Origin of the sequence: Microcoleus sp. N9_A1, from assembly GCF_036701795.1 — a bacterium.
GTDB lineage: Bacteria > Cyanobacteriota > Cyanobacteriia > Cyanobacteriales > Microcoleaceae > Microcoleus.
In genome coordinates, this window is record NZ_JAUBRI010000068.1 from 12,312 (window position 1) to 36,235 (window position 23,924).

The following is a 23,924-nucleotide window of genomic DNA, read 5'->3' on the forward strand; positions in this document are numbered from 1 at the left end:
GCAAACTGTCGCCCCTAAAAGTTGCACTCTTGGATAAAAGCAACTCTCACCTTAAAAATGCTTGCTAGTGCCACTTGAAAAAACGGCATATTCTTAAACAGTTTCCTGCGGAAAATGGAGAAACATCTATGTAAATAGGAGAGAGGACTTGAGAAGCGTCACAGTCCTATAGCTAAACCCAAAGCGTTATTGTTTTACTCATCAATAACAGCCGCTATAACTCTCACACCTGGAAAATATAACTATGAAAATTTTACCTTTAATTTCGTTAGGTATTATAGCAAGTGCCGCGATCGCACTAGCCCCTGAAGCTTTGGCAAGTACGTGGCGTGCCGCACACCGGATGTCGGGTTTTTCCGCCGACAGCAATTACTACTTGTATCTAGAAAGTTCCAGAGATACTGGAGCGGGAATTCCCAAAGCCGAATTGCAAATTGTTCGAGTTGCTGCAAATTCCTGCATCAAAAATGGGTGTATCGAAACTAAATATGGCGAACCCGACTCGAATAAAAGCACTAAAATGGCAGAAGATGACTTGCTTAAAAAAAGTTGGAATAGCAGGCAAAATTTGAAGTTAACTCCTCCCAAAGCTGGAACTAAACTGAACATTATTTCTCGTACTCCCGGAGCCAATGGAAGCGAGACCGTCGCCGTCAAAGTCAATACAGCAAAGCCTTTACAAATTCGTCTGGAACAGCGGCAAAAAAATGCTTCGGCTGGCAAAGAAAGCGCGGCCATGCGTCTTGTAATTAATCATAACGGTCGGCAGCGTGTCCTCGGAACGCTGAACAATTTTCAAGATTGGGTGTTCTCTTATTCAATCCGAGAAGTTCGTTTGTCTCCGAACAGGCGCAATGTCGTTGTGCTGGTGGACAAGACAGAACGCACTTTTGAAGGAGTCTTGAAAACTACTTTTGTACAAGGCTTTGTTCTTTAAGATTGCTATATTCCCAGGTCAAAACCTGGGAATTATCAAAACTTACGCATAACCCCTATATGTAAGGTGCACACGGCGCACATACAGATAGAGTCTGTGCGTTAGTCCGGATCGGGTTGTTAATTAGACTTCTTGCAAAAATCCTTTTCATCAATTGATGGGATGGGCCCCAGAGTCCGTTCTAATTATTTTTGCAAGAGGTCTATTATTCTTTATTTTGATAATTAATATATCAATAGATTTTAAAATTTATCTATTCCTTCCTCCCTCTTTCTTTTTCCTTGAATATCTGCCAACTGCCAACTGCCAACTGTCAACTGCCAACTGTCAACTGTCAACTGTTTTCAAGCCTGCATCACCACCCGTTCCGGGAGACTGACAATAAAAGTTGAACCTTTACCGTCTTCGCTTTCGACGCTAATTTCGCCGCCGAGAATTTGACACAAACGCTGGCTAATTGTCAATCCCAAACCAGTGCCTCCGTACTTGCGGGTAGTCGAAGCATCAGCTTGGGTAAAAGGTTTGAATATCTGCTCTAATTGCTCGTCCGTCATGCCGATGCCGGTGTCGCTGACTCGAAACATTAAAACTTGAGAAGTGTAGTTTGAACCCGATTGAAAATCATTATTTTTATTTTGTTTCGCCGATCTTGATTTTTCAATTTTGATTCTTTCGACGGCGATAGTAATGACGCCTTTTTCGGTAAATTTGGCAGCATTGCTGAGCAAATTGAGGAGAATTTGCCGCACTTTGGGTTGGTCGGCGTACATTGTGCCGAGTTCGCCTTTTGTTTTCAATGCTAAAGCATTGCCTTTTTTTTCTACTAGCGGTTGAGCCGTAGTCATCACTTCTTCAATCATCGTTGCCACGTCGAAGTTTTCCAAATAAAGCGTGACGTGACCGGCTTCTATTTTGGAAATGTCGAGGATGTCGCTAATCATATCCAGCAGGTGTTTGCCTGCGGTTTGAATTTTTTCTAAGTCCGGGAGAAAGTCTTCTGAACCGGAATCTTGAGCATCTTCTTGCAGCATTTCGCTGTAGTTAATGATGGCGTTGAGGGGGGTGCGTAGTTCGTGGCTCATGTTGGCGAGAAATGCACTTTTGGAGCGGTTGGCAGCTTCGGCTGCTACTTTTGCTTCGTGCAAGTCTTCTGTATATTCTGCTACCCGCTGAATCAGTTCGTTGAGAGCAATTGCCAGCATTCCCACTTCGTCAGAGGTAGTGACGGGTACTTGCAAATCAAAGTTTGATTCTTCTGTCACTCGCTGAGCGATGAGGGTGGTGGCTTCTAAGGAGCGAGCGATCGCCCGGCTGGTGTATGCTGCAAGTACGGCTGCCAGACCAGCGGATACTGCTAGAGAGCCAACCAGAATCAGAGTTCCAAGTTTTTCTGCTTGCTCGTAGGTTCTAAATGCCTCATCTGCTTTATCGCGAAAGTTGGTGGCCAGTTGGGCTGAATCCTCGGAAAACTGTTTGAGTTTCAAAGCAGTTTCGCCCGCCACAAAATTGTTCAAGTTCTGCCCCAAAGCCTGCTGCTGCTTCGGATTCAAAGCAGATAATTTCGCAGCAGCCAACAACTTTTGTACTTGTTGAAAGTATGATTCTACGGTTTTGCCGTTGACTTGAGCGAACTGTTGAAGCTGTTGGTAGTCTTTGGCAATCTCGGGATTCTTCGTCTGCGACGGGGTTTGCAGTTGTTCGAGGATGCCGCTCATCTGAGCAACACGAGTCAGGAATTCCGAGCGTTGGCGATCGAAAATTTGCGGTTTGGCCGTCAGACTCGCCAGCTCTTGCTGCTGAATTCTGACTTCCTGCACCGTATGATTGAGGTTTGTCAGGATTTCCGCTTTATCTCGGTCGATCGCTAGTTTTTCTCTAACTTGCTGTTTGTGATAGGATTCTACTCCCCGTCCCGCCACAGCACCCAAAACGGCAATACTAATGACCAAGGCGTATCCGCAGCCGATTTTCTGCCTGATACCCAAGCGGCCCAACAGACTTTTCAACCCTATTTGAGGACGGTTCTGCAGTTGATTTTTCAAAGCTAAGGTTAAAGACATGGGCAATGTACTCGTCACCTTTGAGAGGCACCATCTATATTCTAATTGATGCCTGCCGGAGGGTAAATAAAGTTCTGGCTTCGGACTAGGTTTCGGTAGTTATTGGGTCTTTGCAGGGTTCCACAGCTCGACCGGCTTGACAGTTTGGACGAGTTATGCGTCACAAATTATAGCAGAAGCAAGAAGGAAGAACCAGTCAAAGGCATGGTTTCAGTAATAATTAAGAACGTACTCACCGTCGGGCGTGGTTGCGATCTAAGTCGCGAGTTATAAGTTGCAAGTTACGAGTTAGATTTCTGATTGAAAACTCTACTCTACTCGCAACCCACAACTCTATCGCTGTTCCCCTACTGGCAAAGTCGAAATTGTGCTATCTCAGCAGGAATTCTTGAAGCATTAGGTACGTTTGCAGAGGCAGGAACGAAGATTCCCAGGCCGTAACTGCAACCCTCCGCCGTCGTGCATTCCCCAGGCTTAGCACTGATTTGATATTCGCCTTGGGATGGGGGAGTAAAAGAGATTGACGCCAGTTCGCCTGTTTTTTGACTCACAGCGATTTCCTGACCGCTGGCATCCTTGAGAGATAAGTTTAAATCCTGGCAATTTCCGTCGCAAGTGGCAACAAAAACATACTCCACATTAGGATGCAGCGTTGCTCTAAAAGGAGATGAAACTTGCTTGCGAACTTGGCCCAGCAACGGCACAAATACTAATTTTTGACCGTTGCCTTTCCGCTGGTCAACTTCTGTTTTTAAGCGACAAATAACCGTTTTTTCGTTTTCGGTCAGTTCTTGAGCAATCGCATTTCCTACAATTGCAGTACCGAGGATCAGCGCCAGGCCGGAAATAACCAGATGTTTGAAATTCATTGATGTCCCTTAAAGTTAATTTTGGGTGATTGCAATAGACCGCTTTTGTCAGCAGTCTATTAGTTTATCTGGAGCCTATCACATTTGTTGACTTTTCCGAAAAAACAGGTCGGAGAAAAGTGCGATCGAACTCATGTCTGGTTTTAGATGAATCTGGCGTCAGCTATCGCCGAAACTCCACAGATTGCACACCGTAGGAGCAGAACCTCGTCCTGATTGTATTCTACTAAATTAGGGCGGCATCCGCTGAGCAACCAGTTTCTGGGCGGACGCGGCGCAGCTAAACCTAAAATTTATAGTATAGACCGGGTTTAACAAGACCTGAGTGAGTCCAAGACTGTAAATCTCTGATACAGGTTCGCAGATTCCAGGTAAATAACATAATTCAGTCCCTGTCCATATACAAATAGGCTGAAACTTGTGGCTATACTAGACGAACAAAACTCCGAAGGCAAGAGTTAGTTCGTACTTCTACCCTCTTCCTTCTTCCGGCTTCCATCGGGCTTCTTCCTGCTTCCGATCATTTATCACTGTTCCGAAAATTCCAAGCAGGAACAAACTTAGAATCTCCCCAAACGCCGCGGCGATTTTTCTTAGCTTCGGCTTCCGCTTGTTCCAGAATACTTGCACTCGGACAGTTTTTCAAGTAAGGACGGTAAACCATTGCTAATCCTTCGCGGATCAAAACTTCTTGGGCAAATGTGCCGTTTGGCAAGCGAACTTCGCTAACTTTGCGACCGTAGCGGTCAGTATCGGTGACGGTCAAAACAACGCGGTCGCCCCCTTGATTGACAAGCTGCTGCATTCTTTGGTGCGCTAGATTTCCCCACTTAAACTGATTTTTTTTTGCTGCTGCTTTGCTATTTTTTTCAGCATTGGTGTGCGCGACTTCCGGTGCATCTATGCAGGCAAAACGCACTTTGATATCTTTGCCGGCGCTATCGCTGGCGACAAGGGTGTCGCCGTCGCTGACTCGCTTGACAGCATAGTTATTCGGTGCAAACTTTTGCGGACAACCAAATAGTAGCAATAGCAGAGCAACTGCACTTAAGGTTTTTATTTTGGGGAAAATGGCGATTTTAGTTTGGCTCATATTTCTGTGTTTTATTTAGTTTCCATCCAATTTTGCCCAGCGTGGATGTCAACTATCAGCGGTACGCTAAGTGGCAGAGCATTTTCCATCGCACTTCTAATTTTCGGCTGCAATTCTTCCCATTCATCGGGAGGTACTTCAAAGATTAATTCATCGTGAACTTGCAGCAGCAGCCGCGCCTGATAGTTTTGCAAAATTTTGTGTACCTCAATCATGGCAAGTTTAATGATATCAGCACTGGAACCTTGAATGGGAGCGTTGGCTGCCGCCCGCAAAGATTGGGCGTCATCTCTGCTGAGAGATTTAAGTTCGTTTGAGCGAATGTCTTCGGGATTGCTGCCTTGTAAGCGGCGGAGGCTGCCATTTTTGTCAAAGTTTAGATAGCGGCGGCGGCCTAGAATTGTGGTAACATAGCCGAGGGCGATCGCCTCTTTTTTTACTTTCTCCAAAAATTCAAAAACCTTACTGTAACGCTCGTTAAATCGCTTAATAAACTCTTTGCCGTCTGCGGGCGTTTTGCCCATCGATCGCCCGAACTTAATCGCCCCCATACCATAAACTACCCCAAAATTAATCGTCTTGCCAAACCGTCTTTCATCGGGCGTTATTGTTTCCTTTTCAAACAACAGTTGAGCCGTCAAGGTATGCACATCTTGATTATTTTTGTAAGCTTCTACCAGGAGAGGTTCTTGACTCAAATGAGCCAAAATTCGCAGTTCGATTTGAGAATAGTCAGCCGACACCATCAGCCAACCTGCTTCCGGTAAAAAAGCCTTGCGAATTTGCCGCGAAAACTCGGTGCGGATGGGAATATTTTGTAAATTTGGATTGGAAGAAGAAAGCCTTCCCGTACCCGTTGCAGCTTGGTTGAAATCTGTATGCACTCGCCCGGTATCCGCACGCACTAACTGCGGCAAAGCATCGACATAAGTTGATTTCAACTTGGATAATGTTCGGTGTTCTAATAAATCGTCTACAATCGGGTGGTCTCCTTGCAATTTATCCAAGACAGCCGCGTCTGTAGAGTATCCTGTCTTAGTTTTGCGAGACTTTTTCTGAAACTGAGCCGGAATTTTTTCTAACAAGATTTCGCTGAGTTGTTTCGGGGAACCTAAATTAAACTTTCTCCCCGCGGCTTGATAAGTTTTTTCTTCTATTTCTGTTAAGCTCTTTTCTAGCTCCTGGGAAAGTGTATTGAGATAAGCTGAATCAATGCGAATTCCGCAATGTTCCATTTCTGCTAAAACTGGTTCTAGGGGCTGTTCTACTTCCAGCAATAACCCCTCCAAAGTTTTTCCGGGAAAGCTAGTTCTATCATCTTTCTTCAATTTGGCTTTAAGTTCCCCAACTAAGTGAAATGTAGTGTAAACATCCATGCCGCAGTAGTCGGCTACTTCTCGAATGCTGATGTCAGCAATTGTTTTGTTTTTTGGTACTAATTGATTATAATTTTTGGGATTATTGCGTAAGTATTCCCTTAACGATTCGCTGACACTGTGATTGTCTTCTGACTCGACTAAGTATTTCCTTGACAATTCGCTGAGGCTGTGGCTAGTTTCTGGGTTGAGTACGTAACTGGCTAGCATGGTGTCGAAGACGACTCCGGCTAGTTTAATTCCTTGACAGCGCAGGATCGATCGATCAAATTTAGCATTTTGCAGCGCCTTCGGATAATTCTCACCTTCCAAAATCGGACGCAAAGCATTTAAAACTGTGGCTTTGTCCAAGTTTGTGCCCGTTTTGTGTCCCGTGGGAATGTAAGCTAAATCTTGTTCTCCGGTTCCCCAACAGCAGCCAATTCCGACTAATTCGGCGTCTCGCGGTTCTAAGGCGGTGGTTTCGGTATCCCACGCCACGGGTGAGGCTTTGTCCGTGTAGGTTTCCAGCAGTTGGACTAATTCGTTTAACTGTTCGGTTGTTTGAATTATTCGGGGTTTAATTGGCAGTTGGTTTTCCTGCTGGGCGGCTTTGGTGTCATCATGAGTCCAAAACCACAATTCATCTGCTTCTGAACTTTCAGAAGTTGCAGGTGACTTATCTATTGTGGGGTGGGCATCTTGCCCGCCCAAAGCAACAGGCAAGATGCCTGTTCCACTGTCGGCAACAGTCAAGATACCTGTTCCACTGTCGGCAACAGTCAAGATGCCTGTTCCACTGTCGATTGAATTGATTGTGGGGTGGGCATCTTGCCCGCCCTTTGCCAATGGTTCTTCTACGCCACCAAAACGCTTTTGAATTTGTTTAACTTTGTTTAAAAATGTCTTAAATTCCAACTTTTCCAGCATGGGAATCAAGGCTGATTCGTCAAAACCTATCAACTGGCAATCTTCTAAGTTGATTTCTAATGGCACGTCTTGGACAATTGTCGCCATGCGTTGAGAATGATAAGCAGCTTCTTTGCCTTCTTCTAGCTTTTTCTTAGTTGCTCCTTTAATCTCGTCTATGGCTGCATAAATTCCATCAAGGGAATTGTAAGCTTCCAGCAATTGCAGGGCGGTTTTGTCGCCGATGCCTTTGACTCCGGGGATGTTGTCGGATTTGTCGCCGCAGAGGGATTTGTAATCTATTACTTGTTCGGGCAAAATACCGAGTTTGGCTTTGACTTCTTCCGGGCCGTATTCTTGGGATTTGCCTTTGCCCGATCGCCTGAGTTCATCGGTACTCAAATATAATACGCTGATTTGTTTTTCGGTTTCTACTAATTGAAACAAATCTCGATCGCCCGTGAGGATTTTAACCTGATAACCCGCCGCGCTGGCTTTGTTTGCCAAAGTTCCCAAAACATCGTCCGCCTCGTAGCCGGGAGCAGTTATTGCTGGTAAATTCAAATAGGTGAGGAGTTCTTGCAGGTTTTTGATATCGGGAATAAAATCTTCGGGAGTTTCCGCACGACCGGCTTTGTAAGTTTCGTCTGCTTCGTGGCGAAATGTGGGTGTGGCGAGGTCAAAGGCGATCGCCATGTACTGGGGGTCGTGGGCGGCCATAACTTCCAGCAGCGACTTGAGAAAGCCAAAACAGACGCTGGTGGGAATGCCTGTCGTAGTTCGCAAGCCTCCGTCTCGACTTTTGGCAAAGGCGAAGTAGGAGCGAAAGGCCAGGGAGTGGCCGTCAACTAAGATGAAGATGGGAGCTTGATTTGCCGACACAGACACAAATACCGATCGCACGAAAGGATTTTCTCATTGTACTCAGTTGTCCGCCTGCATTGATCGACCGGAAGGATGGCCCGCAGACTTGAGGACGCTTGACACTCGATCGGATCTCGGCTTACTGTGCAGCTTGGCTGAGAATAGTAGAAGATGTTAAGTACGATTCCCTAGGGGATAGCTTCGCTTCACGCGAATTTACAAACACCTGCCCGAAGCCTATGGCTGACATTAATCGATGCTACGAAATCCTCGAAATTGAGCCTGGAACTTCCTTAGAAGAAATTAAGCGCGCTTACAGGGATTTAGCGTTTGTGTGGCATCCCGATCGGTTTGCCCACAACGATCGCCTGCAACAAAAAGCTCAACAACGATTAACAGAAATTAATCAAGCTTACCAGCAGTTGGTGTTGTTTCTGAGTCAGCCTGAATCATCGAGGTCGATAGAAAAACAGTTTCAGCAGCCACCGCCCCCTGCGCCGGAAAAGCCGCTGAGAAGGCGTTCTGGAAAATCAGCGGCCAGGCCTGGTTCCCAGCGCCGTCAAACCCGCCCAAAAGCCACCTCCCAAAAATTTCAAACTCAAAAGAACTCTTCAAGCAAGAAACGATTTACCACTCAAAATCGGGCAGCGCGGCGGGGAAGAAAGCAACCAGGGCGAAGCGTTGCGAGGGAAGCAGGGCCATCTCAACACTATCGAAAGCTTACCTCGAAAAGGAAAACTGAATTTTCAACTCAATACTCAAAACCACGAAGCGCGCCGAGGGAAGTGCGGCCATCTCAACACTATTCAAGCTTCCCTTGGTGGCCGCTGGCAATCGCTGTGGCGAGTTACGCTTTGACTGGTTGGATTTTGACAAAATCTCAGGCCCCGCTGTGGATGTGGGCTTTAATCTGCGGTGCAGATTGGCTGTGGGCCGCGATTTTGCTGGCGGAGGGTTCGGCAACGCCTAGAGTGTGGCTGGCAGCGTTAGTTTTAGCTGGGGCGGTAGGGGGGTCGATCGCCGGTTTTCAGGCTGGAGGAATGGTAACAGGGGCTGCTTGGGGCGCTGTTGGAGCTGGTTTGGGGGCGATCGCCAGTTCTGAGGCCGAGTCGCGGGCTGTGGCTGCTGTTTTGGCTGTAGGGGGAGTGGTGACAGTGGTGGGATTGATGGCGGGAACGGGTTCTGGGAATTGGGTTAAGGCGTTGGTGGCGGCGGTGTGTTGGGCGATTGTCGGCTTGACGTGCGGGCTGGCGACGGAACTAGGGGTGAATTCTGGCGGCCCCGTCGGGCTCCGAGGTGCGATCGGGCTGGGGATTGGGGCGTGGGCGGGGGTTTTGGCTGGGGCTGGTTCGGGGGCGATCGACCAAGCCTTCGGCCTCACCGGGAAGAGTGTTTATGGGGCTTGGGCTGCGATCGGGATTATTGCTGGAGTTGTGGCGCGGATGGTAGCTGCTGAAAGGTTGATCCACAACGGCAGCGGGCTTTATACGTTTATCCTGTTGGTGGCTACTTCCGGTTTTGGGCTGTGGCTGGGAGGTTGGTTGGGCGATCGTATCTTTTAAATTAGTCAACAGTCAACAGTCAACAGTCAACAGTCAACAGTTAACAGTCAACAGTCAACTATCATGAGGATTGCAACCGGAATTGATCTAAATTCCAGCACTTATCGGTTTTCAGCAACGCTTCAAACTCAGCCCTTGGCAAAGCCTGACTGAAAAGATAGCCTTGAATTTCGTCGCATTCGTGTTCGCACAAAAAATCAAGTTCCTGCTCATTTTCTACCCCCTCAGCCACCACCGTCATGTTCATGCAGTGTGCCATTTGAATAATCGCTATTGTTATCGCTGCATTTTGGCGATCGTCTGCAATGTCGCGAATAAAACTCTTGTCTATTTTGATCGCATCAAACGGAAAGCGTTTTGGATAACTCAAAGAAGAATATCCCGTCCCAAAATCATCAATTGCTATCCTAATCCCCATATCTCTCCACACCGTAAAAGCTTTAGCTGCTGCAATTTCGTCTTGCAAAACCAGACTTTCCGTCAGTTCTAATTCCAAACACTTGGGATCGAGATCGGTTTCTGTTAATATCTCCCTGACTCTTTCCGTAAAATTTTTGCGCTCGAATTGACGGGCTGATACGTTAACTGCCACTCGCAAGGGCGGCAAACCTGCTCTTTGCCATGCTTTCGTTTGCAGGCAAACAGTCTCTAATACCCATTCGCCTAACGGTGCAATCAAGCCCATTTCTTCAGCCATGGGAATAAATTCCCCAGGGGAAACTCGCCCCCGTTCTGGATGATTCCAGCGCACCAAAGCTTCAGCACCAATCATTTTACCTGTTTTAATTTCTATTTGAGGTTGATAGTATACTTCAAATTCTGAGCTTTTTAAAGCATGGCGCAGTGAAGTTTCTTGAAGAAGTGTCTTAATAAAAAAATTCGCATTCTTTGCTGTATAAAAATGATAATTATTCCCGCCTTTCTGCTGAGATTGATACATTGCTATATAAGCATTTTTCAGCATTTCATCTCCGTCGGTGCCGTCCCCAGGATACAAGCAGATCCCCATACTAGCAGTGACATAGACTTCGCAATCTTTGACAATCATACCTTGGGATACAAGATCTAAAATGTTTTGAGCAATCTTAGCCACATCCTGTTTTTCTGCAACTGGTTTAAGAATCAGCGCGAATTCTGCCGCTTCCAAACGAGCAACAATATTAATGTTTTCTATGCAGTTATTTAGCCGCTGGGCGATGGTGCAAAGCACTGAGTCGCCGATATCGTGTCCCCAGGTACTGTTAATGCGGTTGATTTTATCTAAGCTAAGCGTGACAACTGGAACGAATCCTGACAATTCTTTTTGACCATCTAATACTCGACTTAATTTTTCTCGAAAAAATGAACGATTAGGCAGGTTCGTCAAGCTATCATACTGATGTCGGTAGAGTGCCAGTTGAATAGTTGTGTGCAAGTTTTTTTCTTCAAATGGCTTGACAATATAGCCGAACGGTTTTGTACTATTGACTCGTCGCAAAGTAGTTTCATCGGCATAAGCTGTCAGATAAACTACCGGGATTTGAAAGCGCAAGCGAATTTCTTCGGCTGCTGTAATGCCGTCGATTTCTCCTTGCAGGTTAACATCCATTAAAACTAAATCCGGGCGCAACTTGGCTGCCGATTCAATCGCTTCTTCTCCCGAATAAACCATGCCAGTTATTCGATATCCTAGAGATATCAAACTGTCGGAAATGTCTTCTGCAATAATGCTTTCGTCTTCAACTATCAAAATTTTTTTATTGGACACTAATTTTTCTCCTCAGAGTGCAATTTGGGTTGACAAAAGGTTATTCTAAAAGTCGTGCCAGCAGTTTCTAACAGTTCTATTCCCCCCCGGATTTGCTTGACTAAAGACCCGACCAGTCGCAAACCCAACGTTCGGGCTTGGCGATAATCTAAGTCTTGAGGAAAACCAATTCCGCTGTCGCTCACGGTTAGCACGCAAACTCTGTTATTATCTAAAGTGAAATCTATGTTAATTTTACCTTTAACTTGTCCTTTAAAGGCATATTTGAGGGCATTTGTCACAAGTTCATTGATAATTAACCCGCAAGGAACTGCCGTATCAATATTGAGAGAACACGGCGCAATATTTGTTTGCAACTTGACGCCTTCTGCATGATTTTCATAAGCTTGGAATAAATTGTGGGCGAGATTTTGGATGTATTCAGCAAAGTCAATGTTTGACAAGTCTTTGGATTGATACAATTGTTCGTGAACCAGGGCCATTGATCTGACTCGGTTTTGACTGTCTTTTAACATTTCACTAACGTTGCTGTCTTGGATGTAGCGTGACTGAAGTTTGAGCAAACTAGAAATAACTTGGAGGTTGTTTTTGACGCGGTGGTGAATTTCTTTGAGGAGAACTTCTTTTTCGGCGAGGGATGCTTTGATGCCATCTTCGTCGCGCTTGCGCTCTGTAATATCTCGCACTACTGCTTGAATTACTTTTCGTCCGTTAATTTCCATTGCATTTAGCAGCACTTCAGCAGGAAATTCTGAACCGTCGAGTCGTTTGTTTACCCAGTCAAAGCGACAGCTACCTGTTTGCATTGCTGTCGATATTCTCTGTATTGCTAGACTGAATGAGTCTTCCCCGCTAGGCTGAAATTGTGGGGAAAAGTCGCTCAGTTTGTTGCCGTAAAATTGTTTTGTGGTTTTACAGCAAAATATTTTTAAGGTAGCGGGGTTGCAGTCAAAAAATTCCTTTTCGTCAAACAACATTACTGCGTCGCTGGTGGCTTCATAAAGGCTGCGAAATTTGTGTTCTGATTCTTGTAACGAGCAGATCAATTGGTTTTTGAGAGCTTCTGCACGCTTGCGGTCGGTAATGTCTATTCCTACAGAAACAGCAGCGGTTCCCTGATGATATTTCTGAGCTACTATCAAATAGTTGCGGACGAAACCGTTAATTTCTATTTCTATTTCTTGGCAGATTTGCTGAGATGAACTGTCAAAAAAAATTCGGATCAGTTCTCCGAAAGTCGAGCCTTTGTCGAGAAAGTTAATTTCTTGACCGACAAAGCTTTCAGGAGACAGGTTAAATGAGGTTGCTAAGTGCTGGTTGACTCCTATATACCGCAAATCTGAACTGATCCAAGAAATCAGTCCGGGTACGGCATCCAAAACGGCGCGAAGTTGGTCTGTAGCTTTTTGGAGTGCTTCTTCCGATCGCTTGTGATCGCTAATATCTGTCGCAGTTCCGCACAAGCCTAAAATAGCGCCGTTTTCAGCTTGGTTGACGATGCTGTTGAGGCGCAGGTGGACGGGAGTACCGTCTTTGCGAATGTGTACTGTTTCGTAAGGAGAATTAGCGGTTTGTGGCTGAATTCTGGTTCTTGCTAAAAGTTGGGCAAATATTTCTCTTGGTCTACTTTCTTGATCGGGAACGAAAAACTCGGTGAAGCGGCGCCCGATCATTTCTGGCGGTTCGTAACCATAGATGCGTTTGGCGGCGGAATTGACAAAAGTCAAGAGGCCTTCAATATCGATCGACCAAATCAATTCTTGGGAGGTTTCTACGAGGTTGCGGTACTTTTTTTCGCTTTCGGCAAGTGCTGCATTGAAGGCTGCCGTCTGCCGCTGCAGTCTCTCTTCTAATTCTTGATTTGCCGTTTCCAGAGTTGCGATCGACTCCTCGCGCTCGGTAATTTGAGTAGAAATACCCACTGCCCCGACAACTTCGCCGTTTCTATCTCGCAGCGCTGTCGATCGAATTTCGTGAATAAAATGCCTCTCTCGGACGTTCCAAGTGCGATCGTTTCCTGCTAATACGTCGGCAATATTTTCTAAGATATCTGGCTGGCTGTTGTAAACTTCCAAAATCGACAGCCCAACAGTTGCACCGGGTGTGAGTCCCAAATTTTCTAATCCTTTGCCTTCTGCAAGGGTTAACCTGCCTTCTTTGTCTGTTGCCCACAGGAAAATTGGGGCACAACTGACAGCGGCGTGCAGGGTTTCGTTGGCTTGTTTGAGCCGATCGATTTCTGCGTGAAGCAGATCCTGGGTGGTGTTTAATTCTACCGTTAGTCGATCGGCTTTTTGCTGCCAACTGGCAGCAGTATCGCACATTTCTGCGAAATGGCGGGAACGACAGATGGATTGGTTGCAGTGTGACATGGTTACTCTAGGGCGCACTGTATATTTAACCCCAGCCTATCTTTTAAGCATAAACTTTTTCAGTCAAATATTACAATTAGCAGGAATACTCATCCGACCAAGATGCGATATATTAAAGCTACTTTAAAGGATTCAGAAATTGCAACTCGCTCAGGCTTTTGGGCGACCGTTTACAAATTGATAATAAGCTGAATAATGCCTGCTAATCGGTATTTTTACGGTAACTATTTGTAGTAGTGCCAAAAGAAGTTCCGCAATTCTCTGCTTGCACAAGAACTGGGATTGTAAATTTATTATATTTGTTTGCGTAGATTCACGCACCGAGGAATCTGGAATCTGGAATTTGTAAATATAGCCAGCGCCTGAATGGTTAGGAGGTACTTAATTTGTGAAAATCATGAGGTCGATTCCCTCTTCTTTCTGCCTTCTGCCTTCTGCCTTCTGCCTTCTGCCTTCTGCCTTCTGCCCTATGCCCTATGCCCTATGCCCTATGCCCTATTCCCTATTTCTTCCATCCGCTACATCCGTTACAGAATCCGTTGCCGAACTTCCTTCTTCCTTCAATTAACTCCCCAAATTTTGAAAGTTTTGTCTATACTCCCGCTAATAATAGTTGCACCATCGCTGCTAAAAGTAAGACAAGTAACAGAGCTTTGATGTCCACTGAGAGTGTGAATATGTTCGCCGGTACTGGCATTCCAAAATTTGATATTACCATCGGCACTAGCACTGACAACAGTGCGTCCGTCGGGACTAAAGAGGATCGCATTTATCGAGTTAAAATGCCCGGCTAAAGTGATTGAACTATCTGGATTCGATAGCTGCCGCAGTTGAATATTTCTGTCCCAGCCGCCAGTAGCCAAAGTCTGCCCGTCTGGACTGAAAGCCAGACAATTCGCGTAACCCTTAATTGTTTGGGAGCATTCTCTGCTGCGGAGGTTCCACAGTTTAATTGTACCATCAGAACTGCTGCTAGCGAGAGTTTGTGCGATCGGGCTAAAAGCAAGACTAACAATTCCTGCTTTATGAGCTCCCCAAGTTAAAAGATTGCCAAAAGTACAGATTAACTTTCCCGTCTCTAAATTCCAAATTTTGATAGTAGCATCTGCCGAACCGCTGGCGATAACTTGACTGTCGGGACTGATGACAATTGCGCTAATTTCCGCTTCATGTCCGAGGGAAGTATGCCGCAATTCTCCTCCCTGCCAAATTTCGATCGCACGATGTTTCGGAGTATTTCTGCTCCTCACAAAAACTTCGCTTTCTTTGCAAAGGACAAAAGTTTCTTGAGCGCGGGGATACTTGTCAACAGTATAGAGTATTTCTCCTGTATCTACATCGCAAATTCTAATTATTTTGCCGTGCAAACTCGCCGTGCGATCGCCTCCGGGACTAATCGCCAGATTTGTCCCAGTTTTCACAGTGCGGATGCAGTCAAAAAGCTTGTAAGGCACGAAGTCTTTTAAAGCTTGGCGCACTAGCGGTTCTGTCCTCGATCGCAAAATTAAATAACCAACTCGCTGCACTTCTGCTGCGGGGTCAAGCAGCGCCTCAATTGCTAAATTTAAACCAGCGCCTCCGTATTTAGGAGCATCTTTAACAGCGGCAATCCGAGCCTCGATAGTAGGACTGTTGAAGCGCTGCTTGACTCCGGCGATGCCTCCCAAAACAGCGCCGGCGATCGGGATTTGACTTTGACCGCCGAGGACGGCATCATATTCTCTGGGTTGGTTAGAATTGTCGGCCATCATAGGATTTTAGATTTTAGATTTTGGATTTTAGATTGAAGAATTGGAGGATTGAAGAAAGCGAACTCACGCACGGATAAATCGGGGAAATTGTTATCGGATACTATGTTGTTAATTTCTGCACAGATGAATCCGGGGGCTTGTAACCGGGCTGCTTTCGCTGACGCTCAAACCTGGTTTAAGATCGCAACTTATAACTTATTGACTGTTGCGGTTTATAGTATTATAATCAAATCAGCGTTTTACACAAAAATCCGAAAGTGATATGTCACACTTCACAACGATCAAGGTTCAGATCAAGAACGGCGAACTGCTGCATCAAGTGTTGGAAGAGTTGGGTTATCAAGTAGAATCCAATGTGCAGGTACGGGGTTATCGGGGTGACAAAACTAATGCGGAGTACGTGATTCGGCAATCCAACGGTTACGATTTGGGTTTTCGTCGCAGCGGAGAGGATTACGAATTGGTGGCGGATTTTTGGGGCGCTCGAATTAATCAGCAGGAATTTATCAATTCAATTAGTCAAAAATACGCGCGGAAAAGTTTGATGGCGGCGGTGCAGTCAGAGGGTTTTCATGTTGAAGAAGAGGAAACTTTGGCAGATGGAACGGTGAGAGTTGTAGTGGGTAGATGGGTTTAAGATTGGCGATTGAATAAGTAGGTGGTTACAAATAAACATGAGGGAGAGGAGAGGGCGGGTTTTGCCTTCATATTCTCGCTTTTATCTCGTGATTCTTAGCTAAACCCGCCCCTACAAGATACTATTGTTTTTTTGCAATGACCTACTTAAGAGGAATTATCATGTGGCGATCGGCGATCGTACTAATCATCCTCGCGCTTGTAGTTGGCATTATTGGGGCGATCGCCCTTGGAACATACCGCTGGCATCTGGGTACCAAGGAACTGCGAGCGAATCTGGAAGCTGCACGATCGCCGATTAAACCTCTCACATTTGATGCGCGGGAAATCGCCGATTTACCCCAGCCAGTGCAGCGCTACTTTCGCACGGTGATCAAGGATGGACAACCGCTAATTGTAGCAGCGCGGGTTTCCCACGAAGGCACGTTTAACATGAGCGAAAGCGCAGAAAAATGGAGTGCTTTCACCTCAACTCAACTCGTAATTACTCAGCGCCCTGGCTTTGATTGGGACGCGCGAATTGCCATGATGCCCGGTATCAATGCGTTTGTTCATGATGCCTACATTTCTGGCGAAGGCATCCTCCATGCGGCGCTGCTGGGCCTGGTGACTCTGGCGGATATCCGCAGCACTCCCGAAGCTGCACAAGGGGAACTGATGCGCTTTTTCGCGGAGGCTGCTTGGTATCCGACGAGACTGCTGCCGAGTCAAGGTGTTCGCTGGGAGGCGATCGACAATTCTTCGGCCAGAGCAACGCTACAGGATGGCGACACCGCTGTTTCCCTGGATTTCCGCTTTGATGAAGCAGGGCTAATCGCCAGTATCCGCGCCGAGGCCCGCGCCCGTACAGTTAACGGTGGGCTGGTGTTTGCACCCTGGCAGGGTCGTTTCTGGGACTACGAATTGCGAGAGGGTATGCGGATTCCGCTCTCTGGTGAGGTGGCGTGGCAACTGCGTGATGGCTCGCTATTGCCCTACTGGCGCGGCCGCATCACGAATATTGCCTATGAGTTTGCACGATGATTCTAGTTTGTGTTGTAGGGTGCGTCTGAGTCTGAGATTTTCTCCCCTATTTCATGGGAACAATTTGATAATATTTGGCAAGCGATTGGTTCGCCTCCAGCTTTTCGATCGTTCAGTTTGGGATATGTCTGGAAACTCTATGAAGGTGAGGTTTACAAGCCGTTGACGGTATCGTCAGATTTTAAAAATAAGTTTAATGAATTGCTAGTTGTAGGATAAGTGGAAAGATGAAGCTGCGATCGGCAAATCTCAGATCGATCGAGCTTATCAGTGGTATCGAGCGCGAAATCCAGATTTTGCCGATCGCTGGTTTCAAAGATAGATCGACGCGATATAATTGAAGCAAACGAGTAAATCAATACTATGAGCATTACTCTGACGAAAACCCAAGAACTATTCATCCAAACTAAACTGCAAACTGGTAAATATGGTTCTGCTGAAGAAGTGCTGGAAGTTGCTTGGCGATTGTTAGATGAGTACGATCGCGCCGATGGCGAATGGATCGATTGTGTACGAGTTAAGATAGATGCTGCTGTTGCCATGGCCGAACATACTCCGCCGATTGATGGCGAAACCTTCGTCACAGGGATTTTGGATCGTTTCCGGCAAGCGCGCGAGACTCAACATTTATCCAGTTGCCAAGAGCGATCGACGCGATATAATTATACCAAACTGGTAAACTAATTTTAGGAAAAAAAGATACTTACCCATGAAGATTACAGAACTCAAGACTGCTGTCACGAAACTTTCACAAAATGAACTCGCAAAGTTTCTCGAATGGCTAGACAAGTTTCAAGAAGCACTTTGGGATAAACAAATTGAAGAGGATCTGAAAGCAGGCAAATTCGACCCTGTGAGGCGACAAGCAAAACAAGCATTTAGTGAAGGAAAATGTCTGGAAATCTGAAGCATTTTACATGGAACCTAGTCAGTCAAAATCCCCCCAAATCATTACAATTTACAAAGCACCTCAAAAACGCAAAGGTCAGAAATTACTGAAAGAGGGATTTCAACCCGTCGATTTTCCCTACAATCCTCCTTATGTCGATGGAAATTGCTATTTTGCCGGCCCCAACGATCGAAGTATTGCAGAAGAGTATAATCAATGCTATAAAGAAGGGATACTGGAGGTTTCAATTGATAAGTCAAGTTATGAGCAGTATTTCAAGTCGCTGGAATATCGCTATGATGAGAAAGACGGTTACGAGCGAATGGAGGTAATTGTACCTCAACGCTTGTTTGCCATACTAAACCAATTTCCACGAGCCCTCAAACCACACTGAATATTATGGATAGTCAAAGCTGGGACCAAATTAAGTTAAAGTACAGATTGGGGCAATTTTTGCTGGGTAAAGTTGAATATCATGCTCCCTTTGGAGTGTTTGTTAATATTGGTGAAGATGCTGTCAAAGGTTTGATTAAGATTCCCGACTTTTTGGATAACGGAGAGATGAGTGAAGAGATGTATCCTGAAATCGGTAGTGCGATCGGTGCAATTATTGTTGGATATAACGAGGCTAATTGTGCCGAAGTGTATCTTAGTGCGAAGCCTAGTGTTTTGCATGAAATTCTTGTGCCACTGAGAAGTCGTCCGGTGCTGGTTTGAAATAATTAGGTATGCTAAAATCACCCATCCTTATCCACCTGTTTAACCTGCTTTAAAGGTATATCTAGCGCTTCTGCAATTTGTTCGTCGCTCAAGCCAAACTGCCGTAATTTATCTATTGTTTCAATCTTAGTTTGATTTTTGGTTTTCTGCTGCAAGTCGGTATTTTTCGGCTGACTTTGATCGGGGGTAGGAGTAGAAGCATTAGGACAATTGTTAATGTAACTAATTTTGTTACTATTTTTAATAGTATTTTTATTCCCAAGGCTTATATTATGATTTATTTGCCTTTCTAGGACGGATTCAAGATTACTTTTTTTAACAGGTTCGCCAAACACTTCAGATAACATTTGTAAAAGTTCGTGACTAGCCTTTTTAACGTGCTGGGAGCTATAATCATGAGTTTCTGCCACGTCAGCATATCTTTGACGCTTCAGTATTCCTGCGATAATCCTCCGCTGCAAGTTATTTAGACGTTTACCTGTGTTGGTATAGACAGCTTCATCGACAAATTGCAATATCTGAGGACTATCCATAGGTGGGATGGTGAGATAACTATCGTTACTATACCAAACTTTTTCCAACTTTTTCCAACTTTTTCCACATCGCATCCCAATTTGAGGAATGTCCAACTTTTTCCAACTTTTTTTGCTTTACAGTTTTTTGGGATCTGTTTAACATAGTAAAAAAATAAACCTAAAATTGCATCTGCCAACCTCAAAAGCTTTTTGAGCTAACTTAAACCAAAAAAATGATCGGCAATCGTTATGGCAGCATCTAACAAAAGACAAGCAAGAGAACAAGCACGTTCGGCTATCAATAAATGGGCTTTGGGATTTGCAAGTGTGGCTTGGATTCCAGGTTCTCATTACCTGATGACTGGAGGCGATGTAACAATGGTTTTGCAAGTCGGGTCAATTTTTGATGTTGATATGGATAAAACTCAAGCTGGGGCAGTGTTTGCTACAATTGCGGCTCCACTCATTGGCAGTAAAATTGCACACTCAGTCCTTGATTTTGTTCCTGTCTTCGGATGGGCAGCAAAATCAGTGGTAGCTGCTGGAGTTACAAAAGCTGTTGGTGAAGCACTCATTTCGTACTTTAATGATTGCTCAAATCTTTCCGAATAAAACACTACGGAATATCATACCGTCGCGCGATCGCTACTAAAATGCGATCGCGCCGATTTTTGTGAAACCCTCCTGAAAGTTGCAATTACTACGTTGACCTGCTACGGTTAACATAGACGCATCGCAGGAAAAAACCGATGACACTAACAGAATTACTCCCTACCATTAGACAACTGTCTGCGATCGAGAAACGAGAATTAATCCGCATTCTAATGGAGGAAGAGGATATCAGTGATGAACGGGCGTGGCAGGATCAATTTGAAGCTACAACAGACGCTCAGTGGGATAGTCTAGCTGAGATAGTACGTCAGGAAATCGCGGCTGGCGATATTACCCCCCTGGTGGAAGTTTTTCCCGACTCGCCATGAAATCAAGTGTTACTAACGCATTTCGCAAGAAACTTGACCAGCTTCCTGCATCGGTTCAAGAGCAAGCAGCCAAAGCATACGCCCTTTGGCATTCAGATCCCTACCACAACAGCCTTCAGTTTAAACGAGTTAGTCAGCGTCAACCTATTTATTCAGTTCGCGTTGGACTAAACTACCGAGTTCTTGGCTTACTAGAGAACGATCGCATTTACTGGTTTTGGATTGGCGCACATACAGAGTATGACGAGTTGCTTCAACGGTTGTAGGTTCGTGATCTGCATCCAGCAATTAGCATACTGGAATCCGATCGCACTAACAGAATTACTCCCTACCATTAGACAACTATCTGCGATCATTCTCATTCCATCACATCATCTGTTGCAGGTTCACCAGGATAAAAAGCATCGCTAAAAATTTCTTCTAACGTATACTGACAATTCTCGGGAAAAATTTTTCGCGGCAGATTTGTTTCTCCAGAAGCTAATGCCATTCCTTTGATGTAAGCTGTCTGGAGAGCTTCTTGTAGGTAAGGTTTGAGACTTGGATTCTCTTGGAGTAACTCTAATATATCGATACGCTGGATGCAAATTGTATTCACCCAACTGCGACTTCTTTTTGATACTTGATATTCCCATTTAAGCAAATGTCCAATCAAAATACTCAAGCGGTTTCTTAATTCGGCGCGTTGTTGTTTTCCCAATGACTCAATCTCCTCGATTAAATTAGGTAGGTCAATTTGACTCCATTCTCGATGTTTGAGGAGTTTTGCTTGTTCCTGAGTCCAAGCATAAAAATCAGTTTCATAAAGACTTTGTATTAAAGTTCCGGGTATTTGTCCACTTTGTGGTGTTTGCATAAAAATATCAAAATTTAGTGTTCTTTCCTTAATTATACTTAACACCTTCATTATCCGGCTTATTTCTTAGTCTCGCGTTGCGAGTAATTCGTTTTTGTGGGGCAATCCCCGCGTGCTTGCCCCGGTTTCAACCGCCTCCTTCATAAAGAGGGTAACTTTCCCAAAAACCCCTACCTCAAAAACAACTTATACGCCGGATTCTGACTCTCATCCCCATACTGATAGCCCAGCGTATCCAAAAAAGCCTGCCACTCTTTCATCTCATCCGGCGGCACCTGAATTCCCACCACAATTCGCCCGTAATCTGCGCCGTTATTCCGATAGTGAAAAACGCTGATATTCCAGTTAGGACTCATCGAACTCACAAACTTCATCAACGCACCCGGACGTTCGGGAAATTCAAAGCGATAAAACAATTCGTGATGTGCCAGCATCGAACGCCCGCCCACCATATGCCGCACGTGCAACTTCGTTAATTCATCATCAGTTAAATCCAAAGTCTTGAAGCCACAACCTTCAAAACTTGCGGCTATCTTCACCGCATCCGCACGGTTTTGAATTTGTACGCCGATAAAAATATGTGCTTCTTTCTCATCTGCAATTCGATAGCTAAATTCAGTTAAATTGCGCTTGCCAAGACACTCGCAAAACCTGCGGAGACTGCCAGCTTGTTCGGGAATTGTGACTGCAAAAATCGCTTCGCGGCGTTCGCCAAACTCGGCTCTTTCTGCTACAAAACGCAGCCGATCGAAATTCATGTTCGCGCCGCAAGCAACAGCAATTAATGTTTCTCCTGCGATTTGTTCCCGTTCGACGTAAGCTTTCGCACCTGCGATCGCCAATGCGCCTGCAGGTTCTAAGATCGATCGCGTATCTTCAAAAACATCCTTAATCGCCGCGCAAATATCATCCGTATGCACCAAAATAATCTCATCCACATACTCCTGACACAATCGAAAAGTTTCCTCCCCAACTTCCCGCACAGCAACGCCGTCAGCAAATAAACCCACCTGCGACAAACGCACCCGTTTACCTGCTTTCAGCGATTGATTCATTGCATCGGAATCCACCGGTTCGACGCCAATAATCTTAATTTCCGGCCGCAACCGCTTGATATAAGCCGCAATTCCAGAAATCAGTCCACCGCCACCAATTGCCACAAAAATCGCGTGAATTGGTTTTTGATGTTGCCGCAGAATTTCCATGCCGATCGTACCCTGTCCAGCAATCACGTAGGGGTCATCAAAAGGGTGAATAAAAGTTAAGTTTTTTTCCGCCTCTAATTGGCGCGCAAAGGCGTAGGCATCATCGTAAGTATCACCCTGCAAAACCACCTCTCCACCACGGGCTATCACCGCATTTACCTTCACCTGTGGCGTCGTTACGGGCATGACTATGATCGCGCGAGTTCCCAGGTGGCGGGCGGCGAGGGCGACTCCTTGGGCGTGGTTGCCGGCGGAAGCTGCAATCACACCTTGTGCTAGCAAATCCGGCGACAGTTGCGCCATTTTGTTGTACGCACCCCGCAGTTTGAAGGAAAACACCGACTGCATATCCTCTCGCTTCAACAAAAGTTTATTGTTGAGCCGTGCTGATAGATTCGGGGCGACTTCTAGGGGTGTTTCTTGGGCAACATCGTAGACGCGGGCGGTGAGGATTTGTACTAGGTAATCGCAAAGCATGGGGTTAGCAGGTTGGTTGATGCCGGATGGTGGGATAATTGTACGGCACTTGTGTTAGTATTTTGCGGGGAATTGGCGATCCTATTCGAGGGCTGCGCTAACGGGCGATCGGAAGTTATCAATGATAACTTTTCCGTTTGGGAAAATACTGAAAACGCGCGATCGAACTTATTTCGTCGAGTCAGCGGGGAAGTTGAGTCGCACTCAGGTGGAGTACGATTACAATAAAAGCAGCGTTAGATAGCAAAAGCGCGAAAATATATAAAACATACAATCAGGGTATGGAATTTGAATGGGACGAAATCAAAGCAGCTATCAATCTCAACAAGCACGGTGTAAAATTTGAAGAAGCAAAGACAGTTTTCTACAATCCGCTTCCCGTAATTTTTGATGATGAAAAACATTCACAAAATGAGCGCCGTGAAATTATCATCGGTCACTCTCAAAACAATTAGTTGCTGCTAGTCAGCTATACTGAACGTGCAAATACAATCCGTATCATTAGTGCCCGTCTAGCCACTAGAAAGGAGCGTGAAGACTATGAAGAAAACGCCTTTTAATGAATCTTCAAACTCGGAAGATGAGCTTTTGTCAGAGTACCGCTTGGACTACAAAAAAGCCAAACCCAACCGTTTTGCAAATCGTAGTGGAAAGCAACAAATGACAGTCGTTGTTTTGGATGAGGATATTGCCCGGATTTTCTCAACACCAGAGGCAGTAAACAAGGTGCTTCGGGCACTGATTGAAGCGATGCCCCAAGCCAGTAGTGGGGATACAGTTTAAAGTCCTAAAATAATGACTTTCTCTAGGTAAGACTTATGCTAGACAAAACTGTTTTACTCGATCGCATTACTCAAACTCCGGGTAAATGTGGAGGCCGCCCCTGTATCCGAGGCATGAGAATTCGAGTTAGCGACATTCTAGAAACTCTAGCAGATAATGTTCCTGCTAGTGAAATTCTGGCAGATTTTCCCGATTTAGAACCTGAAGATATTCAAGCTTGCTTGCTGTTTGCTGCACTCCGAATCATTTGTGACAAGTTAAGAAAAAGTGCAAATTGTCAAGGGGGTAGACTTGCAAGAGGTAAAATAGGATGAAACCTTG

The 23,924-nt window shown here is 45.4% G+C and carries 25 protein-coding genes; 15 read left to right on the forward strand and 10 right to left on the reverse strand.

The features are described 5' to 3' along the window. The first annotated feature begins 244 nt into the window (after window positions 1-244). Complete coding sequence (locus tag QUA58_RS24800) at window positions 245-937, forward strand: DUF2259 domain-containing protein (protein WP_333396517.1); 693 nt, start codon at window positions 245-247, stop codon at window positions 935-937. A gap of 344 nt (window positions 938-1,281) precedes the next feature. Here QUA58_RS24800 and QUA58_RS24805 read toward each other — a convergent pair whose 3' ends face one another. The 4 genes from QUA58_RS24805 to polA all read right to left on the reverse strand — a co-directional run bounded on the left by QUA58_RS24805 (window position 1,282) and on the right by polA (window position 8,126). Then, window positions 1,282-2,997, reverse strand: coding sequence for a HAMP domain-containing sensor histidine kinase (locus tag QUA58_RS24805; RefSeq protein ID WP_333396520.1), 1,716 nt, complete (start codon window positions 2,995-2,997; stop codon window positions 1,282-1,284). 347 nt (window positions 2,998-3,344) lie between these two features. Continuing rightward, complete coding sequence (locus QUA58_RS24810; protein WP_333247779.1) at window positions 3,345-3,866, reverse strand: hypothetical protein; 522 nt, start codon at window positions 3,864-3,866, stop codon at window positions 3,345-3,347. Between the two features lie 520 nt (window positions 3,867-4,386). Then, window positions 4,387-4,959 (reverse strand): thermonuclease family protein, encoded by a 573-nt coding sequence (locus QUA58_RS24815; RefSeq protein ID WP_333247777.1) that lies wholly within the window; start codon window positions 4,957-4,959, stop codon window positions 4,387-4,389. 11 nt (window positions 4,960-4,970) lie between these two features. Further along, a complete protein-coding gene (gene polA / locus QUA58_RS24820) occupies window positions 4,971-8,126 on the reverse strand; it encodes a DNA polymerase I (protein WP_333396522.1) in 3,156 nt (1,051 codons plus the stop codon). A 200-nt stretch (window positions 8,127-8,326) separates the two neighbouring features. Here polA and QUA58_RS24825 point away from each other — a divergent pair, with 200 nt between their 5' ends. Beyond that, a complete protein-coding gene (locus QUA58_RS24825) occupies window positions 8,327-9,649 on the forward strand; it encodes a J domain-containing protein (RefSeq protein WP_333247775.1) in 1,323 nt (440 codons plus the stop codon). A 61-nt stretch (window positions 9,650-9,710) separates the two neighbouring features. On the opposite strand, the gene QUA58_RS24830 is transcribed toward QUA58_RS24825, so the two are convergent. From QUA58_RS24830 to QUA58_RS24840, 3 genes are all read right to left on the reverse strand, one after another. After that, entirely contained in the window at window positions 9,711-11,396 is a 1,686-nt protein-coding gene (locus QUA58_RS24830) for an EAL domain-containing protein (RefSeq protein WP_333396524.1), read from the reverse strand. Continuing rightward, a complete protein-coding gene (locus QUA58_RS24835) occupies window positions 11,396-13,768 on the reverse strand; it encodes a PAS domain S-box protein (protein ID WP_333396526.1) in 2,373 nt (790 codons plus the stop codon). The genes QUA58_RS24830 and QUA58_RS24835 overlap by 1 nt, the downstream gene beginning before the upstream one ends. 560 nt (window positions 13,769-14,328) lie before the next feature. Further along, window positions 14,329-15,519 (reverse strand): WD40 repeat domain-containing protein, encoded by a 1,191-nt coding sequence (locus tag QUA58_RS24840; RefSeq protein ID WP_333396529.1) that lies wholly within the window; start codon window positions 15,517-15,519, stop codon window positions 14,329-14,331. Window positions 15,520-15,781: 262 nt separating this feature from the next. Here QUA58_RS24840 and QUA58_RS24845 point away from each other — a divergent pair, with 262 nt between their 5' ends. From QUA58_RS24845 to QUA58_RS24870, 6 genes are all read left to right on the forward strand, one after another. Next, entirely contained in the window at window positions 15,782-16,156 is a 375-nt protein-coding gene (locus QUA58_RS24845; protein ID WP_333396531.1) for a DUF1257 domain-containing protein, read from the forward strand. A 137-nt stretch (window positions 16,157-16,293) separates the two neighbouring features. Beyond that, window positions 16,294-17,178 (forward strand): DUF6920 family protein, encoded by an 885-nt coding sequence (locus QUA58_RS24850; RefSeq protein WP_333396533.1) that lies wholly within the window; start codon window positions 16,294-16,296, stop codon window positions 17,176-17,178. A gap of 363 nt (window positions 17,179-17,541) precedes the next feature. After that, window positions 17,542-17,862, forward strand: a complete 321-nt coding sequence (locus tag QUA58_RS24855) for a type II toxin-antitoxin system ParD family antitoxin (RefSeq protein ID WP_333396535.1) — start codon at window positions 17,542-17,544, stop codon at window positions 17,860-17,862. Between the two features lie 25 nt (window positions 17,863-17,887). Beyond that, the gene (locus QUA58_RS24860; protein ID WP_333396537.1) at window positions 17,888-18,085 is read left to right on the forward strand and encodes a hypothetical protein; all 198 of its coding nucleotides are present in this window, start codon (window positions 17,888-17,890) and stop codon (window positions 18,083-18,085) included. Continuing rightward, window positions 18,060-18,461, forward strand: a complete 402-nt coding sequence (locus QUA58_RS24865) for a hypothetical protein (protein ID WP_333396540.1) — start codon at window positions 18,060-18,062, stop codon at window positions 18,459-18,461. The genes QUA58_RS24860 and QUA58_RS24865 overlap by 26 nt, the downstream gene beginning before the upstream one ends. Before the next feature lie 5 nt (window positions 18,462-18,466). After that, a complete protein-coding gene (locus QUA58_RS24870; protein WP_333396542.1) occupies window positions 18,467-18,784 on the forward strand; it encodes an RNA-binding protein in 318 nt (105 codons plus the stop codon). Window positions 18,785-18,804: 20 nt separating this feature from the next. Here QUA58_RS24870 and QUA58_RS24875 read toward each other — a convergent pair whose 3' ends face one another. Next, complete coding sequence (locus tag QUA58_RS24875) at window positions 18,805-19,320, reverse strand: hypothetical protein (RefSeq protein WP_333396564.1); 516 nt, start codon at window positions 19,318-19,320, stop codon at window positions 18,805-18,807. A 231-nt stretch (window positions 19,321-19,551) separates the two neighbouring features. Here QUA58_RS24875 and QUA58_RS24880 point away from each other — a divergent pair, with 231 nt between their 5' ends. The 3 genes from QUA58_RS24880 (at window position 19,552) to QUA58_RS24890 (ending at window position 20,548) form a co-directional block, all read left to right on the forward strand. Beyond that, a complete protein-coding gene (locus QUA58_RS24880; protein WP_333396544.1) occupies window positions 19,552-19,914 on the forward strand; it encodes a hypothetical protein in 363 nt (120 codons plus the stop codon). A 137-nt stretch (window positions 19,915-20,051) separates the two neighbouring features. Then, on the forward strand, window positions 20,052-20,282 hold the full coding sequence (locus QUA58_RS24885) for a hypothetical protein (protein ID WP_333396547.1): 231 nt from the start codon (window positions 20,052-20,054) through the stop codon (window positions 20,280-20,282). Further along, window positions 20,279-20,548 carry a ParE family toxin-like protein gene (locus QUA58_RS24890; RefSeq protein ID WP_333325707.1) on the forward strand — a complete coding sequence of 90 codons (270 nt, stop codon included), beginning with the start codon at window positions 20,279-20,281 and terminating at the stop codon, window positions 20,546-20,548. Before QUA58_RS24885 ends, QUA58_RS24890 begins: the two co-directional genes overlap by 4 nt. A gap of 92 nt (window positions 20,549-20,640) precedes the next feature. On the opposite strand, the gene QUA58_RS24895 is transcribed toward QUA58_RS24890, so the two are convergent. Together QUA58_RS24895 and ilvA are read right to left on the reverse strand one after the other, a co-directional pair. Then, complete coding sequence (locus QUA58_RS24895; RefSeq protein WP_333396549.1) at window positions 20,641-21,138, reverse strand: DUF29 domain-containing protein; 498 nt, start codon at window positions 21,136-21,138, stop codon at window positions 20,641-20,643. 170 nt (window positions 21,139-21,308) lie between these two features. Then, the gene (gene ilvA, locus QUA58_RS24900; RefSeq protein WP_333396552.1) at window positions 21,309-22,820 is read right to left on the reverse strand and encodes a threonine ammonia-lyase, biosynthetic; all 1,512 of its coding nucleotides are present in this window, start codon (window positions 22,818-22,820) and stop codon (window positions 21,309-21,311) included. Between the two features lie 12 nt (window positions 22,821-22,832). On the opposite strand from ilvA, the gene QUA58_RS24905 reads away from it, so the two are divergent. The 4 genes from QUA58_RS24905 to QUA58_RS24920 all read left to right on the forward strand — a co-directional run bounded on the left by QUA58_RS24905 (window position 22,833) and on the right by QUA58_RS24920 (window position 23,917). Next, complete coding sequence (locus QUA58_RS24905; RefSeq protein WP_333396554.1) at window positions 22,833-23,048, forward strand: hypothetical protein; 216 nt, start codon at window positions 22,833-22,835, stop codon at window positions 23,046-23,048. 53 nt (window positions 23,049-23,101) lie between these two features. Continuing rightward, window positions 23,102-23,275 carry a BrnT family toxin gene (locus tag QUA58_RS24910; protein WP_333396557.1) on the forward strand — a complete coding sequence of 58 codons (174 nt, stop codon included), beginning with the start codon at window positions 23,102-23,104 and terminating at the stop codon, window positions 23,273-23,275. A gap of 85 nt (window positions 23,276-23,360) precedes the next feature. After that, window positions 23,361-23,603, forward strand: coding sequence for a hypothetical protein (locus tag QUA58_RS24915; RefSeq protein ID WP_333247748.1), 243 nt, complete (start codon window positions 23,361-23,363; stop codon window positions 23,601-23,603). A 35-nt stretch (window positions 23,604-23,638) separates the two neighbouring features. After that, entirely contained in the window at window positions 23,639-23,917 is a 279-nt protein-coding gene (locus QUA58_RS24920; RefSeq protein ID WP_333396562.1) for a DUF433 domain-containing protein, read from the forward strand. Window positions 23,918-23,924 lie beyond the last annotated feature (7 nt).